The sequence below is a fragment of the Mycetohabitans endofungorum genome, assembly GCF_002927045.1.
Lineage (GTDB): Bacteria > Pseudomonadota > Gammaproteobacteria > Burkholderiales > Burkholderiaceae > Mycetohabitans > Mycetohabitans endofungorum.
This window is the reverse complement of the sequence record NZ_PRDW01000004.1, coordinates 222,229-236,490: the sequence shown is the minus strand read 5'-3', so window position 1 is coordinate 236,490 and position 14,262 is coordinate 222,229. Positions and strand designations below refer to the sequence as shown.

Genomic DNA, 14,262 nt, shown 5'->3' with positions numbered 1-14,262 from the left:
ACCGTTCGATGAAAGACTGAATCGTACCAAAATAGGCGGCGATCGCACGTCGGCTCGGATGCTGCGTGTACCGGGGGCACGCCGTGTCGCCGGCCCCGCCGACTTACCACTGACTTACCGCCAATTTGCTTACCGCCAACTTGCCGCTGATCCAACACCAACCTGCGCCTGCATCAACCGCCTCCTCTTGAAATTTCGTGTGGCAGAACTATGTTATGAATCACTTGGGCAGTCGCGTATTACGCGCTGCGTGTTTCGATTTGTTTGTCGACGGATCCAGCGTTGACGGGCGGGCTGGAGCGCGTAGCCCGGTTCGCCCCTTCGACGAAGGATCGAAGGAGCAAACCATGAGTGATTTGTTTTTTAGCACAGACATCTTCAACGACATCGATCGTCTACAACGGCAGGTCGCGAACCTGTTCGCCAACATGCCGACTAGCTTGCGCGCGTCGCGCGTCGGGACATTCCCGGCGGTCAACATCGGCAGCACGGACGAGTCGATCGAGATTGTCGCATTCGCCCCCGGACTCGATCCGGCGCAGATCGATGTGTCGATCGACAACGGCTTGCTGATCCTCAGCGGCGAGCGCAAGCGCGTGCAACCGGAGCGTCCCGACGACACGCGGACCTATCTGCAGGAGCGTTTCAGCGGCACGTTCCGCCGCATCATCGAATTGCCGCACCAGGCCGATCCAGACAAGGTCCAGGCGCGCTATGTGAACGGCTGCCTGAGCGTGACCATCGGCAAGCTCGAGGCATCTAAGCCGCGATCGATCACAGTGCAATGACCTATTGACCCGCATTGACGCAAACCAGGAGCACACCATGAGCAACACCACCGAACTGGTCGAACGTCCCACCCAACAGGACGCCAGCGTCGCCGCACAAAACGCAACGGCGCCGCAACCACGCCGCACGACAGTGGCGCCGGCCGTGGATATTTTCGAGGACCGCAACGGCGTCACGCTACTGGTCGACCTGCCCGGCGTGCCACGCGACAAGCTTTGCGTGAGCGTGCAGGACAGCACACTGTCGATCGAGGCCGAGGCCGTCGTGCCGACGCCCACCGGCTTGCGAGTCCAGCACGCCGAATTGCGCGATCCGCATTTCGCCCGCACGTTCGCGCTGGGTGCGGATCTGGATGCATCACGCAGCGACGCGCAGTTGCGCGACGGCGTGCTGAAGCTGACCATCCCACGCCGCGACGAGGCCAAGCCCCGCCGGATCGACGTCAGCATCGGCTGAACACCGTCAGTGATCGAGCGGACCGGTGTCCGCTCGACAGCCCGCGCCCCGATGCGTAATCGCGCTGGGGCGCTGGGCGGCCGCTGCCATCGGCCTGTCATCTCGCCGCTTTATCTTGTGATCCTAGGCGACAGGATCGCAGCCTCATGAACGATTTGGAGACGAAGATGCTGAGCCCACACGAATTCGCCACGTTGATGCTGATCCGCAACGCACCGGAGCAGATCGACATGAACCGTGCTGAACTGGACACGCTGCTCGAGCGGCAACTCGTCGAGTTGGAAGAGCTCGCCGAAGGCCATCGCCGCCCGATGCTGACGCCAACCGGCCAGTCGCTGCTAGCCGCAGCGCGCCGGCTGAAGGCCACCCACACACCGCCGCAACGGCACGTCGGCGCGGAGGACGCGCTCTAGCACAGCAGGCACGAGTGCACAACGATGGTTCACCACGGTTGCGTGATCCGTGCGAGCGTCTCGCTATCAAGCACTTGCCGTATCTCGGCGAAGAACGGATGGGTGCTCGTGTACCGGCGCCCATACTCGAGCCGCGCCGACAATGTATGCGCCACGTGCCGCTGCTCGGCCAACTCCATTGGTTGTAAGCCCGCCTCCCAGCGAGAAATCGTCGACTGGCTGACACCGAACAGCTCGGCAGCATGCGCCTGCTTGATGCGATGCAGCGCCCGCCAACGCCTGAGCTGGCTGCCCAATTGGGCGCCTGGTGGCATATCCGACAAAGTCTCGTTCACGAGCGCTCCGAATGGCGGCTCGCCGGGGTACGCCTTCAACTCAGCGCGTCAACCACGATACGCGTGGCGTGCTCGATCGCCTCGTCGCGCGCCGGTGCATCCTGCTGCGGCTGGGTGAAATAGATGGACAGCACAATCGGCGCCCGTCCGGGCGGCCAAAGGACCCCGATGTCGTTGGTAGTGCCGTACTCCCCGGTACCCGTCTTGTCGGCAACGCGCCACTGCGCGGTCACGCCGGCACGGATTCGCTTGTCGCCTGTGCGATTGCCCAGCATCCATTGCTGCAATCGCTGCTGCTGCCACGGACGCAACACATTGCCCAGCATCACCGCACGCAGCGTGTCCGCCATCGCCGCCGGCGTCGACGTGTCGCGCACGTCCCCAGGTATCGCTGTGTTCAACTCCGGCTCCCAGCGATCCAGCCGGAAGGTAGCATCGCCCACTGAACGGGCAAATGCTGTTACCGCATCAATTCCGCCAAGGACCTTCATCAACTGATTCGCTGCCGTATTATCACTGTACTGCAGCGTTGCCGCGCACATTTCGTCAATGCGCATTCCGGCGCCGACATGTTGCCCGCTGATCGGCGAATAACTGACCACATCAGCCGAGCCATACCGAACGCGCTGCGACAACCAATCGGGCGTATCCCCGCTGCGGGCCAGTACGGCTGCCGCAAGCACCGCCTTGAACGTACTGCAGAACGGGAAACGCTCCTCTGCACGGTGCACGAGCCGCGCACCGCTACCCGTGTCGATCGCGCAAACCCCGAGGCGCCCGCTCATGCGCGCCTCCAGTACCGCAAGCGCTTCGAGTTGCAACGCGGCTGGTCTTTGCAATGTGGCCGGCCCTCGCAACATAGATGGCCCCGGCGCCGAGGCGCTCGGTCCTTGCGCCGCGCACGCTGCCAGCGTCGGCATCCACGGGAGCATTGCACAGGCACGCAGCAGCGCGCGACGGGAGCGACAGTAACGCATTAGCTTTCCTTTTGTTAGTCGATGCAGAAAATGCTGTTGTCTAATAGTATTGCCCGAGAAAGAGAACTATCGGTTCTTTTCCGTGTGTAGACAAGCAATGATAATTACTTTACGCGCGCGGCGGCCGAGTCCTGCGCGTATTCGTACGCGACCGTTCCCCTGGGGTGCCGGTACCAGCCCGGATCCCGGTAGTCGTCGCGGCCCAGGCCCTCGCGGACCTTCACGATGGTGAACATCCCGCCCATTTCGAGCGCACCGAACGGTCCCTGCCCGGTCATCATCGGCAGCGTGTTATCTGGCAATGGCATCTGCATTTCACCCATCGATCCGCCGGTGCTGCCCATTGCCATATAGTCGGGCACCAGCTTGTTGATACGCTTGACCAAGTCCTGTTGCGGCACGCCGATCATGTTCGGCACCTGGTGGCCCATCGCATTCATCGTATGGTGCGACTTGTGACAATGGAACGCCCAATCTCCCGGGCGCGATGCCTCGAACTCGATCACCCGCATCTGGCCAACGCCGACATCCACGGTCACTTCCGGCCATCGCGCTGCCGGCGCGATCCAGCCCCCATCGGTTCCCGTCACCTCGAAGGTGTACCCGTGCAGATGGATAGGATGATTGGTCATCGTCAGGTTGCCGAAGCGAATCCGCACACGATCGCCGCGGCGCACCGGCAGCGGGTCGATACCAGGAAACACCCGTGCATTCCAACTCCAGACGTTGAAATCCGTCATCTCGTTCACCCGCGGCGTGAAGCTGCCAGGATCGATGTCATACGCGGACATCAAGAATACGAAATCCCGATCGACTGGCATCACGCCACGCGCTTTCGGGTGGACAATAAACAGGCCCATCATGCCCATCGCCATTTGCACCATTTCGTCGGCATGCGGGTGATACATGAAAGTGCCGTGCCGCTCGAGCTGGAACTCGTAGACAAACGTTTTGCCGGGCGGGATATGCGGCTGTGTCAGACCGCCCACGCCATCCATCCCGCACGGCAGCGGCATCCCATGCCAATGCACGGTGGTACGCTCGGGCAAGCGGTTCGTCACGAAGATGCGCACCTTGTCGCCTTCAACCGCTTCGATCGTCGGGCCCGGCGCCTGTCCGTTATAGCCCCACAGGTGCGCTTGCATCCCCAGTGCGATCTCGCGCACCACCGGCTCAGCTACCAGATGGAATTCCTTCCAGCCATTGCGCATGCGCCAAGGCAGCGACCAGCCGTTGAGCGTGACGACCGGTTTGTACGGCCGGCCATCGCGCGGAGCCAACGGCGGCTGGGTCGCGACACTGGCGCTGGACGGTGCCTCCGGCAAAGCCGCCGCGCCGGCTTTGCTAACCAGCGCCGCGCCCAGCAATGCGGCGCCGGAGCCGTTCAAGAATTGTCGGCGTGTGACCATCTCAGTGCCCCTCCCGCGGGTGAGCAGCAGCCGGCTCGTGTGTCGTTGGTTGACTTGCTACAGGAACGCTTGCCGCCGCCACCGCCCCGGCGTGCTGCGCTACCGCCGTCGGCAGGCGGCCGCCGAGCGCACGCTCTAGCTCCGTTTCGGCGAGCCAAAAGTCTTTCAGTGCGTCGATAGATGCGCTCACCGCGTCAGCCTGGTCGCGGGCGTCAGCCAGCAGATCGAACACGCTGGCAAGCATGCCGTTGTAGCGCAGCAACATCTCGTTGGAAATCGCCTTGCGCACAGGAAGTACCTCGTCGCGATAGTGCCGTGCGACGTCATAGCTCGTGACGTACGCGGCATAAGATTGCCGAACCTGCGAGCGTGCCTGGAGCGCCACCTGTGCGAGTCGCTCAACCGCCTGCCTGTACGTCGCCTCGGCACGTGCCACCTTTGCGCCGCCCCAATCGAATATCGGCACCTCGACACTGATCTCGTAGCCATGCTCGTGGCCCTTGTCCGTCTCGTTGTTGTCCATGTAGCCGAGATCCAAGGCATTGACCATCTTCGTGGCGCGCGTCAGGCCAAGCGACGCGGCGACGCGGCGCGCCTGCAGTCGTGCAGCCTGCACGTCCAGACGCTGATCGATCGCCCACGGTTCCAAGTCGACAAGCGCCATGCGCTCGGCGGGCAGCGCCGGCAGGCGATCAGGTAACGCGTAGTCGATCGCATCGCCCCACAGTCCCATTACGCGGGTCAGCTTCTCGCGCTCGGTTGACACTTGTAGCTGCGCCTTGGCCAGCATCGCGGCCGCTTGCGCATAGAATGCCTGCTGCCGTGCATAATCCAGCTTGCTCCAATTGCCTGCCTCGCGCAGTCTGCGCGCCAACTCTGCCCCTGCTTGCGCCGAGTCCACCACCTGTTGCGCATATTGCAGCGCTTGCCGTGCCGCCACTGCCTCGATGTAGGCCCGGCGCGTGTCGGCTGCGACGGCCAGCATCGCGTCGGCGAGGGCTAAATTGGTTTGCTCCACGTGCGCCCCCTCGATACGCATCACCGCCGGCATCGTCAGCGCGCTGAGCAGACCGAGCGAGAATGTACGCTCGATGCTCAAGTTGCTGTTCGAATGCGTCCGGCTAAAGCGAAATCCGGGGTTCGGCAGGCGGCTGGCCTGCGCCAAATCCGCTTGTGCAATACCCAGATCGGCATACGTGGCCTGCAAGCCGGGATTATTGAGCAACGCCACCTGGACGGCATCGTCGATCGACAGCGGCCGTAAAAGCAGCTCGCGGGTACGTTGCGCCACCGCTTGCCGATCTTCGTCGGTACGCACCCAGACAGCTTGCTTGCCGAGCCGCTTGGACGCGGCGTCAGCGATCGCGCCAAAGCCTCCATCGGCTGGCGGTACCGCGCAGCCCGCCAGTATCGTCGTGGCCAGCGCCACGGTCAGTACGGCTCTGCATCGAGCGCGCCGGGACCTCATTGCGTATGCTCCTGATGACCTGTGTGACCTGTGTGATTAACTCGACCAATGGAATCAGTGTGGCCAGCGTGGTTGACACGGACAACGTGGCCGGCATGATCATGCGACGCGGCCCGCCCCTGCGGGGTGGAACGGCTCGGCCCGACCGACTCGCCACGGCCCGGCGCGAGCGCACGATTCAACCGAATCCACTCGACGGCGTCGCTATCGTCGTATCGATGATATCCGGCAAAGGCCGGTGGCACGGTGACAGCCGGAACCGACGCACTGGCGTCGGCCGGCCCGGGAAAGGCAGACTCGGCGTAGATGAGCTGCGGCACATGAGCCACGGCGCACGCGAGCGCTGCAAACAGCTTGCGCATGATGATCTCGAACAGGTCCAAGGGCCGGCGTGACGGCCGGCCGACAAGTCACCGCTTCGCTTGCACTGGCGAGCGGACGATGAACTCAGACGGGATACGCGCTCGGAGGTCGCTCAATACCGCCAGTCAAGAAGCGGATTGCGCCAACGGATGGCTGAGGCAACAAACGGAGATTGACGAATGCACGAATGTCGGCAATCGTGCCGACACACGGCAGTGGCGCGCCGACGCAGCAGTTTGCGCCACCACTGCACTGGCCCGCGCCATGATGTGATACGTGGTCGCCATGGCCTCGCTGGCCGGCATGCGCGCCATCGGACGCGCCCACGTATGAAGCGTCCGGGGATACCGCCCGGGTGGCCAACACCGCATGCGGATCGATGTCGCACACGGCGGTCTTGACATGCGCGGAATGCGCATGCATTACTGGCGGCGCGAACTGCGACAGATCGCAATTCACGGATGCCACCGCGAGCCGGATCGGCAAACCCAGCATCAACAGCAAGACGATAGAAGCTCTGCGCCAGACGGACATACGCAGCAGTTTAGCATGAACCGATACCTGCTAAGTGGCGACCACGGCGTTGCGGCGTTGCGGCCTTGCGCCTTCGCCACATACAGCACCGCGTCGGTGCATGCCGTATCGCACCGCCACCTTACCGCCGTCATGATCCGTTGCGCCTGCCCGATGATCGGCACCGGCTCGGGCACGGCCCCGCCAGGAGTCGAGATGAACAGGAACGACTTGCTGAAATGGATTCGCAACGATGGATCAGCCATCGTCAAGCAGTACCTGCCAAACAGCGCCAGCGTTACGTTGGACGAGTTGCTCGTCGGCCGCCGTCACGAAGTCGATATGAACCGTTTTCTAATGTTTTATGCCGTCCGGGCACTGCTGCAGCAACATGGCATGGGCCCTTTCGAATCGGACCGGGAAACCGGTCGCATCATGGCCCTGCTGGACGCCTGAAACCCGCCGCTCCTCGATCAGCCGAGACGCAGTATTCGGGGCAGCCGTGGGCGACGGTGCTCAACCGCGCATATCGATCCAATGCTGGGCCCAGCGATTCGAATAGCGGACCGCCTCTTGTTCAGAACTAAAATAATCGAGCGAATAGAAACAATATAACTTTGCTGCGGTCTTCGCCGCTGTCAATGGCGACGACATGGGCGAATTTGCCCGTTCCAGCGTGACGTTAGAAGAAAAACAGCCATCGGGTAACCGATGCGCGGAAGGCTGCACCGCATAACCGCGGTACATCCGAATAGTTTGATTGTGCATTATCTTTATCTTTATGATGTGACACAGCCGGCCAGTGGCCACGAATGGGGCAACACCCAGGGTGGGTGGGCGCATTCAGATGGGAGCGCGAAGCGCTGGATCGACGGCCGCGCGGTCGAAAAGACGGCACGGCGCGGAAGACTGGCGGGCAATACTACTGCCCCGCGGACGCGAGGCAGCCTGTCGTCCGGACATATCCGGACGTATTGAGCTTACACGTATGAAGCTTACAGCGGCTTGATGTTCGCGGCCTGCAGACCCTTCGGGCCACGCTTGACCTGATAGCTGACGCGCTGGTTCTCCACCAGCGTCTTGAATCCCTCTCCGGTGATTTCGGAGAAATGCGCGAATAGGTCTTCACCACCCGCGTCCGGCGTGATGAAACCAAAACCCTTGCTGTCGTTGAACCACTTAACGATACCGGTATCCATGGACGAATCCCTCAAAAGAAAAAATAAATGTTTCCCGCTTAGTGCGGCAGTACGGAAGCGATCAAGAGGGAGAGGACAACGAGCGTACCGCGTGGGTCGCGGACAGATGATGAACAGCAATCGGACATCTTGAAAACTTCAGTCAGCAAAGATACGCGAAATAATGCATACAGTCAAACGTTTTCGCGCGTGGTCATGCTTAACGTAATAAAAATCCTGATAGTGCTCGCCTGGCGCGTCAATGGGCGCCAGCAAACGGACGCCTCTATTGCTGAACAGAATGGTTTCTTTTTGCGTAATCTATATGATTCAACCGATAGGCTGCGAAATTGAGCATTGATCGTGCCCACCACGCTCGTGCGCGGCGCAGCGCCGTGTCTCGCGCCTGACACACTAACACTATGCGCGCGGCAGTCAACGAACTGATGCGTTCCGCCTTGCCAGTGCTTATGCCATTGCGCCTACACTGCGCTACCGCGCGAGCCCCGCGCTGTCCGCCACCGCGGCCTGACGGCCTCAGTCGCGCATCTTCCGTCACAAGAGCGGCTCGGACGCGGTGGCTTTTCCGATGCCGCGCCACTACGAAACCTCGTATGTACCGGTTCACGACACTTCTGGAATACTCATTAGTTGTGTTTCCGGCGCCACGCATTCCGACTCCGATGGCGCCAGCCGGGCATACCCGGTTGACGACACCAAGCCTGGTACGGCGCTGCAAGGATGGATGCGCCGCCGGGCGCACCGCCATGACGGACCGCAGACCGGCACCTGCAAACTTCGCCATGTTGGTTCACTATACGGTCGCAGCGCGTTGCCCGCTACCCGAAGTTTGACGACGCTCAGGCCCGCCCGCCAAACGCTGCTTGCCGCGTCGGTGCGTACCGCCAAGCGTGTGTGATTCGCGTGCTGCACCCGTACAAATCGAAAAAAGATCGTTAGATGTTGCAGTCCCATCATCACGACCGACGCTGGAGCTACCGTTCCATGGAGCAAGAATGCGAAACGCTGCCGTACTGGCTTACTCGGCCAGCATCCGGCGAACAGCCAAACCCGTCTGACGGCGCAGTGGCTGCGACGGCTCACGTAGCGCTGCCACCCGGCGGCTTCCTTACGCTGTTTACAGAGCAGGACATCGGCGCCCCGAAGGCCGCCCCCCGCCAGCCCATTACGATCAGCCCCCTGCTGCGCTACACCAATGTGCAAGATCGTGTGGCATTCATGCGGCGCAAGCTTGCGCAATTGGGGTTCGACTCATTCAGCTATATCGTGCTGCGCGAAAGCGGCGATCACAAATCAATGTTCGTGCTGACGGACTACGAGTCGCGCAGTTGGTTGTCACGCTACTTCCGCGAGCGCTATTTCGACCTTGACCCGAGGATCCATTGCGCATCGTCCACTGGCCTGCCATCGCCGTGGAGCGCCACGCAACTGCGCGTGGATCTGCCTCGCGCACCATCGCGCAGCCAACGCATCAGACAACTGATCGAGCTACTGGAGGAAGACAAGCGGCGTAGCGGACTGGTGATCCGCTTCCCGCTGCCGCGCGTCGATACGACGGCCTGCCTATGTTTCAATTCATCAATGGACGACACCCACTGGCTCAGCGATATGCTCGTTGCCCAGACATTGATGTTTGCGCATGCCATTCACGAGTTCATTTGGACGCACGCGCAAGGCGCGATTGGCCTGGCGCCGGCGCCACAACGCGAAGGGATCGCGCTGTCCGAGTTGCAGCAATCGATCCTGCAAGCCGTCGTGCAAGGTCGTCGCGACAAGGAAATTGCCTACTTCCTTGGCCTGTCGCCACACAACGTCGACTATCACATGCGACGATTGCGTACGTTGTTCAACGTGCGCAACCGGGTGCAGTTGATCAACGTCGCGCGCGCATACCTGTGACCGGTACGGATCATCGTGACTCGCATGATGAACGTCAAGTCATCGTTGCCGTAACATGACGCGCGCGACACGGTACTAGCGGCTTCGTGGCCGGGCCAGTGCATAGCGCAAAGCGTCTCCGAGCAGGTTGCGCCATACGGCCCATGTATGGCCGCCGTCGACGATGCGCAGCGCTGCCGGATTGCCGCACGCACGTAAGTGCGCGTACAGTTTGCACGCCTCGGCCTGGATCGCGAGATCGTCGTCGCCGGACGCAACGAACATGGGCACACGCAACGGTTGCCGCAAGTAGGCACTCCATTGCGCCGGATAGTTTAACTCGTGCCAGACCTGCGGGTCGAACTGCGCCGCACCGAATACCCCGACCCAGCGCGCCGCCGAACTCGGCGGCGGTTCGTTCGCGTAGATGGCGGGACTGAGCAGGATCGCCGAGCCGAACAAGTCCGGCCGGATCATCGCGTAGCGCAGCGCACCGAATCCCCCCATCGATACACCGCCGACTACCCGCTCGTCGCGCTGCCGGGAAACCCTGAAACGCGCGTCAATTTCCGGCATCAGCTCGGAGAAGAACGCGGTTTCGATCGCCTCCTTCCGGTCCACGTACCATTGCGTACCACCCTGCGGCATCACAATGACGATCGGTGCAATGTCTTTACGCTCGATCAGCGCGTCGACGGTAGCCTGCAGGCGCCCCTGTGAGATCCAGTCGTTCGCATCGCCATTGTTTCCGTGCAGCAGATAGACGACCGGCAATCGTGGGCCGTCGTGATCATAGCCGGGCGGTAGGTAGATCGTGTACGACCAGTCCCGGTTCAGGGCTTCCGAATGAAACGAGCGGATCAGCACGGTGCTGGCGATCGCAGGCGCCCCAGCCATCAAACCGAGCACCGCTGCCAGCCACCCCAGCAAGATGCGCATCGAGCCCGCCCTCCTCCCTATGATAGGCGCACGCTTAAGCCGCGCCGGCCGTGCGGCGCGCAGCGGCTGCGCCGAACCACCGCATGAGCGGATCCGCGCAGCCAGCCACGAGCAGCAACGAGGCGATCGCCACCGCGTCGGCGACGAGCCCGAGCGGCACATCGAGCAACCCGTCGGTCCACCAGTAGAGTACCGAATCGACACCGAGCGAAATCACCGTACCCGCCACGAAGCATAACAGGCCCTTGCGTCCAACGGCGCCGATCCACGGCACCGATTCGGCCAGCCGACGCATCCAGCCATATTGCACCATGTTCGCCACCAGCCAGGCGAGCGCAATAAAATTGACCACCCGAGGCCATTGCAAGTCGCGCTTCATTACACTGTCCGACGACCCATCGACGGACAATTTACAGTACGCGCAGACAAGCACCGTGAACAGCGCGGCGACGCTAACGATCCAGCCTGCGCGCGAACAACGCAGGCCAGCGTAGATCGGCTGGCAGCGCGCCAGCGCGCCGAGCGTGAACATCGCTTGCCAGGCGAACGGATTGAAGTTCCACCGGTTCCCCGGTGCGGCCGGTAGCAGCCAGTACGCGTCGCCGGCCAGGCACCACAGCGCGAACGAGCACGCCGCCAGCAACCAGGGCCAGCTGCGCGCAAGCGGGATGATCACCGGTACCGCCAGCGCAAAGAACGCATACATCGGCAACACGGACGCCAGATAGGGCTGCCGTCGAAACAATAAGATGTCGCGCAGCACCACCGCAGGCGACTCAATCAGCCCGTCCAGGTCAGCCGACACCATATTTGGCGCGTCGATGCTGAACGCGCGCAGAATCGCGCTGACGAGCAACATCAAACCGGCGGTGACGAGAAAAGCACGGTAGATTTCCCACGCACGGCGGATGAAACGTCGGCACGCGGCGGCCTCATCACGACGCGCGGCGAGCGTGGTCCACGCGATGGCGGTGGCGTAGCCGCCCAGGAACACGAATACCTCGGCAGCATCGCACAGCGCATAGGTGTGCAGCGTCACACGTGACAACATGCTGCCGCCGATGTGATCGACGACGATGATCAGTAATACGAGGCCACGAAAAAAGTCGAGCTCGGCCAAGCGAGCAGTCGATGGCTGCATCAGTACAAAGAGGGGATGGATAAACAGGCAAGGCGGGCCGGGAACCCACCGCGCACCGCCCGTCACCCAAGACGAAGCGCTGCGCAATGGGTACAAACCGTATTATGCCATTGAGTTCCGCGTCTTCACACGCCATGCTCCCACACGTCACGCGCGAGCAGCCGGCGTCGTATCGGCGTCCGTGGCGTCGGCCTCGCGCGTTTCGGGCATCGCCAGCCACACTAGCAGCACGGCCAGCGCGCCGGCCGCCGCCAAGCCGATGAAGCTCACGTCGTTGCCAAAATGATCCGCGACCAGTCCGGCGAGCGCGGTACTCAGCGTCGCGCCGATGCCGGCGGCCAGGCCGAATACGCCGATGCACAGGTTGTAGCGCCCCTTGTCGCCGGCCACATCGGCTGCGATCAACGGCAGCATCACGCCGAATACCGCGGCGCTCAGCCCGTCGAAGATTTGCACCGGCACCAGCAGGCTCGGTGTGGTAACGCCAGCAAACAGCAGCGCCCGCACCGGTAACGCGGCAAAGCCCAGTAACAGAATTGGCCGGCGTCCCCATCGCTGCGCCGAGCGCCCGACCCACGGCGAGAGCAGTGCCACGATGAACTGCGGCACGATGATGCACGCGGCAATCACCAGTTGCACGTTGTCGCCCATATGCGCGGTGACTTCGCCGGCCGCCAGATTCAACATGGCCGCATTGGACAAGTGAAACAACACGATGCATGCGGCGAACGTCAGCATGCGCCGATCCCGCAACAGCTCGCCGATGCTCTCGCGCGGCGGCGCCGGCGCCGCTTGCGCCGGCGCAGGCCGCTGTGGCAGTTCGCGCGCGGCGCGCGCCGGACCCAGATGAAGCGGATCGATCATGTATAACGCGACAATGGCTGGCAGCGTCAATGCAGCCGTCAACCAAAACACCGAGCGCACTGATACATATTCGCCACACAATCCCATCAACCCGGCCGCCACCGCGCTGCCGATCGAGGCAAACCGCGCATTTCGGCCCAGCCGGTCGCCCAACGCGTGGCGGCCGACCAGCGCGAGCGACAACGCCGCGAGGGCCGGCGTCAACATGCAACTGGCAAAGCCGTGGAACACCTCCGCAGCGAGCACGGGGATCGTGGTCGGGCTGCCAGCCAGCAGCAGCGCGCAGATCGCAATCGCAACAATCGCAGCCATCGCCGCGGCACGCTTGTTCTGCGTCGCGTCGATCAACGCACCGGCCGGCACTTGGCTAACCATTGCCGTGATCGTGCCGACCGACAGCGCGATGCCGATTTCTCCTTGGGTCCATTTGTGCGTGGCCAGATACGAGGCGATGAACGGACCGAACCCCGTCTGGACATTTGCAAGGAAAAAGTTTAGGCCATCCAGCGCACGCAGGCTCCGTGCCTTCGGCATAACAGTCTTGCTCATCGGGATGCCCGCCCTGCCGGGGCCGCCGGCTGTCGCGCCGCGGCCGGCGTGCCGCGCGCAGCGGTGGGCGCAGGCGATACCGCACGGATCGGCTGGTCGGCCACATAGGACGGCGAAGCATCAAGCTGCTGGTCCGATAGGTCCAACAGCAGTTGGATGGCCTTGTCCCGGGCCACGAAGCGCAGCGCTGACCAATCGGCGGCGATCCGCCGCCGGTCTGCGCTGATCAAGTTACCCAGCTCGAGCACCGCAGCCTGCGGCCGCAGCCCCGCATCGATCAGCACGTCAACGACGCGCCCCACCTTCGAGCCGTTGGTGCGCTGCACGGTGGTATCCATCAGCGGCACAGTGCCCGATGTCGTGCTGCCGGCTTGTGCCGGCTTGGCCGGATCGATCGGCGGCGTGCGCGATGGCACCAACTCCAACGCCCCGGCCACACGCGGCCCCACCGGCTTGACCCGCAGCGCGCCACGCGGGAAATCGACCTTGCGATCCCCGACTCCCATGAACCCTGTCAGGTTGACGACGATCTCGCGCAGCACCCCGTTGGCATCGACCACCAAGTCCACGGCATGGCCGATGGCCTTGCCGTCCGGTCGTTGCACCTCGGTATCGAGCAGACCCTTAACCTGACCCGGATACAGCAGCCGCGATGCGACCAGCGGCGTCGGCATTGGCTGTGCCGTCGGCGGCGAAGACACGGTCGCCGTAGCGCGTTGCGGTGATCGATGCGGCTTTTTCGGCGCCGCACGGTCACTATCCGTCTTCGCCTCATGCAGCTCGGGCTCAGGTTGCACCAGCGGCGCGGCCGGTTCCGGCGGCGCCGCTTCAGGCAGGGGCACCGCCTGCGCCGTGCCTTCGACGATCGGTGCCGCGCTCTGCTGATCGAACGTGCTACAAGCGGCGAGCGCCATCAGCATGCTCAACAGGCATAGACAACGTAGAACCAGAACGGGATGATTCGGGCGG

16 protein-coding genes and 1 pseudogene are annotated in these 14,262 nt (G+C 62.9%); 5 read left to right on the top strand and 12 right to left on the bottom strand.

Annotated features, from left to right (window positions below; genetic code table 11):
- The first annotated feature begins 347 nt into the window (after window positions 1–347).
- The 3 genes from B0O95_RS05885 to B0O95_RS05875 all read left to right on the top strand — a co-directional run bounded on the left by B0O95_RS05885 (window position 348) and on the right by B0O95_RS05875 (window position 1,658).
- Window positions 348–788, top strand: coding sequence for an Hsp20/alpha crystallin family protein (locus B0O95_RS05885; RefSeq protein ID WP_104077045.1), 441 nt, complete (start codon window positions 348–350; stop codon window positions 786–788).
- Window positions 789–825: 37 nt separating this feature from the next.
- Entirely contained in the window at window positions 826–1,245 is a 420-nt protein-coding gene (locus B0O95_RS05880) for an Hsp20/alpha crystallin family protein (protein WP_104077044.1), read from the top strand.
- Between the two features lie 167 nt (window positions 1,246–1,412).
- Entirely contained in the window at window positions 1,413–1,658 is a 246-nt protein-coding gene (locus B0O95_RS05875; protein WP_104077112.1) for a hypothetical protein, read from the top strand.
- A gap of 125 nt (window positions 1,659–1,783) precedes the next feature.
- On the opposite strand, the pseudogene B0O95_RS05870 reads toward B0O95_RS05875, so the two are convergent.
- The 6 genes and pseudogenes from B0O95_RS05870 to B0O95_RS05845 form a co-directional block, all read right to left on the bottom strand.
- Window positions 1,784–1,972 (bottom strand): annotated as a pseudogene (locus B0O95_RS05870) (helix-turn-helix transcriptional regulator); the annotation flags it as partial.
- Window positions 1,973–2,028: 56 nt separating this feature from the next.
- Entirely contained in the window at window positions 2,029–2,970 is a 942-nt protein-coding gene (gene bla / locus B0O95_RS05865; RefSeq protein ID WP_104077043.1) for a class A beta-lactamase, read from the bottom strand.
- Between the two features lie 104 nt (window positions 2,971–3,074).
- Window positions 3,075–4,379 (bottom strand): multicopper oxidase family protein, encoded by a 1,305-nt coding sequence (locus B0O95_RS05860; RefSeq protein WP_104077042.1) that lies wholly within the window; start codon window positions 4,377–4,379, stop codon window positions 3,075–3,077.
- A gap of 1 nt (window position 4,380) precedes the next feature.
- Complete coding sequence (locus B0O95_RS05855) at window positions 4,381–5,847, bottom strand: TolC family protein (RefSeq protein WP_104077041.1); 1,467 nt, start codon at window positions 5,845–5,847, stop codon at window positions 4,381–4,383.
- Window positions 5,844–6,230 carry a hypothetical protein gene (locus B0O95_RS15370; RefSeq protein ID WP_146063993.1) on the bottom strand — a complete coding sequence of 129 codons (387 nt, stop codon included), beginning with the start codon at window positions 6,228–6,230 and terminating at the stop codon, window positions 5,844–5,846. Before B0O95_RS15370 ends, B0O95_RS05855 begins: the two co-directional genes overlap by 4 nt.
- 64 nt (window positions 6,231–6,294) lie before the next feature.
- On the bottom strand, window positions 6,295–6,714 hold the full coding sequence (locus B0O95_RS05845) for a hypothetical protein (protein ID WP_104077039.1): 420 nt from the start codon (window positions 6,712–6,714) through the stop codon (window positions 6,295–6,297).
- 225 nt (window positions 6,715–6,939) lie between these two features.
- Here B0O95_RS05845 and B0O95_RS05840 point away from each other — a divergent pair, with 225 nt between their 5' ends.
- Window positions 6,940–7,179, top strand: coding sequence for a hypothetical protein (locus B0O95_RS05840; protein WP_104077111.1), 240 nt, complete (start codon window positions 6,940–6,942; stop codon window positions 7,177–7,179).
- Between the two features lie 60 nt (window positions 7,180–7,239).
- On the opposite strand, the gene B0O95_RS16415 is transcribed toward B0O95_RS05840, so the two are convergent.
- The gene (locus B0O95_RS16415; protein ID WP_104077038.1) at window positions 7,240–7,491 is read right to left on the bottom strand and encodes a hypothetical protein; all 252 of its coding nucleotides are present in this window, start codon (window positions 7,489–7,491) and stop codon (window positions 7,240–7,242) included.
- A 227-nt stretch (window positions 7,492–7,718) separates the two neighbouring features.
- Window positions 7,719–7,922: a cold-shock protein gene (locus tag B0O95_RS05830; RefSeq protein ID WP_076784893.1), complete on the bottom strand. Its 204-nt coding sequence runs from the start codon at window positions 7,920–7,922 to the stop codon at window positions 7,719–7,721.
- A gap of 984 nt (window positions 7,923–8,906) precedes the next feature.
- Here B0O95_RS05830 and B0O95_RS05825 point away from each other — a divergent pair.
- Window positions 8,907–9,821 carry a helix-turn-helix transcriptional regulator gene (locus B0O95_RS05825; RefSeq protein WP_104077037.1) on the top strand — a complete coding sequence of 305 codons (915 nt, stop codon included), beginning with the start codon at window positions 8,907–8,909 and terminating at the stop codon, window positions 9,819–9,821.
- Between the two features lie 75 nt (window positions 9,822–9,896).
- On the opposite strand, the gene B0O95_RS05820 is transcribed toward B0O95_RS05825, so the two are convergent.
- The 4 genes from B0O95_RS05820 to B0O95_RS05805 all read right to left on the bottom strand — a co-directional run bounded on the left by B0O95_RS05820 (window position 9,897) and on the right by B0O95_RS05805 (window position 14,213).
- A complete protein-coding gene (locus B0O95_RS05820) occupies window positions 9,897–10,739 on the bottom strand; it encodes an alpha/beta hydrolase (RefSeq protein ID WP_104077036.1) in 843 nt (280 codons plus the stop codon).
- A 34-nt stretch (window positions 10,740–10,773) separates the two neighbouring features.
- On the bottom strand, window positions 10,774–11,880 hold the full coding sequence (locus B0O95_RS05815; protein ID WP_104077035.1) for an OpgC domain-containing protein: 1,107 nt from the start codon (window positions 11,878–11,880) through the stop codon (window positions 10,774–10,776).
- A gap of 147 nt (window positions 11,881–12,027) precedes the next feature.
- Window positions 12,028–13,293 carry an MFS transporter gene (locus B0O95_RS05810; protein ID WP_104077034.1) on the bottom strand — a complete coding sequence of 422 codons (1,266 nt, stop codon included), beginning with the start codon at window positions 13,291–13,293 and terminating at the stop codon, window positions 12,028–12,030.
- Complete coding sequence (locus B0O95_RS05805) at window positions 13,290–14,213, bottom strand: PRC-barrel domain-containing protein (RefSeq protein ID WP_233203158.1); 924 nt, start codon at window positions 14,211–14,213, stop codon at window positions 13,290–13,292. Before B0O95_RS05805 ends, B0O95_RS05810 begins: the two co-directional genes overlap by 4 nt.
- Window positions 14,214–14,262: the final 49 nt, after the last annotated feature.

What these genes read in the sequence shown, in the direction of transcription:
- B0O95_RS05885 (WP_104077045.1), top strand. Translation starts at nt 348, where the DNA reads ATGAGTGATTTGTTTTTTAGCACAGACATCTTCAACGACATCGATCGT.
- B0O95_RS05880 (WP_104077044.1), top strand. Translation starts at nt 826, where the DNA reads ATGAGCAACACCACCGAACTGGTCGAACGTCCCACCCAACAGGACGCC.
- B0O95_RS05875 (WP_104077112.1), top strand. Translation starts at nt 1,413, where the DNA reads ATGCTGAGCCCACACGAATTCGCCACGTTGATGCTGATCCGCAACGCA.
- bla (WP_104077043.1), bottom strand. Translation starts at nt 2,970, where the DNA reads ATGCGTTACTGTCGCTCCCGTCGCGCGCTGCTGCGTGCCTGTGCAATG.
- B0O95_RS05860 (WP_104077042.1), bottom strand. Translation starts at nt 4,379, where the DNA reads ATGGTCACACGCCGACAATTCTTGAACGGCTCCGGCGCCGCATTGCTG.
- B0O95_RS05855 (WP_104077041.1), bottom strand. Translation starts at nt 5,847, where the DNA reads ATGAGGTCCCGGCGCGCTCGATGCAGAGCCGTACTGACCGTGGCGCTG.
- B0O95_RS05840 (WP_104077111.1), top strand. Translation starts at nt 6,940, where the DNA reads ATGAACAGGAACGACTTGCTGAAATGGATTCGCAACGATGGATCAGCC.
- B0O95_RS16415 (WP_104077038.1), bottom strand. Translation starts at nt 7,491, where the DNA reads ATGCACAATCAAACTATTCGGATGTACCGCGGTTATGCGGTGCAGCCT.
- B0O95_RS05830 (WP_076784893.1), bottom strand. Translation starts at nt 7,922, where the DNA reads ATGGATACCGGTATCGTTAAGTGGTTCAACGACAGCAAGGGTTTTGGT.
- B0O95_RS05825 (WP_104077037.1), top strand. Translation starts at nt 8,907, where the DNA reads ATGGAGCAAGAATGCGAAACGCTGCCGTACTGGCTTACTCGGCCAGCA.
- B0O95_RS05820 (WP_104077036.1), bottom strand. Translation starts at nt 10,739, where the DNA reads ATGCGCATCTTGCTGGGGTGGCTGGCAGCGGTGCTCGGTTTGATGGCT.
- B0O95_RS05815 (WP_104077035.1), bottom strand. Translation starts at nt 11,880, where the DNA reads ATGCAGCCATCGACTGCTCGCTTGGCCGAGCTCGACTTTTTTCGTGGC.
- B0O95_RS05810 (WP_104077034.1), bottom strand. Translation starts at nt 13,293, where the DNA reads ATGAGCAAGACTGTTATGCCGAAGGCACGGAGCCTGCGTGCGCTGGAT.
- B0O95_RS05805 (WP_233203158.1), bottom strand. Translation starts at nt 14,213, where the DNA reads ATGCTGATGGCGCTCGCCGCTTGTAGCACGTTCGATCAGCAGAGCGCG.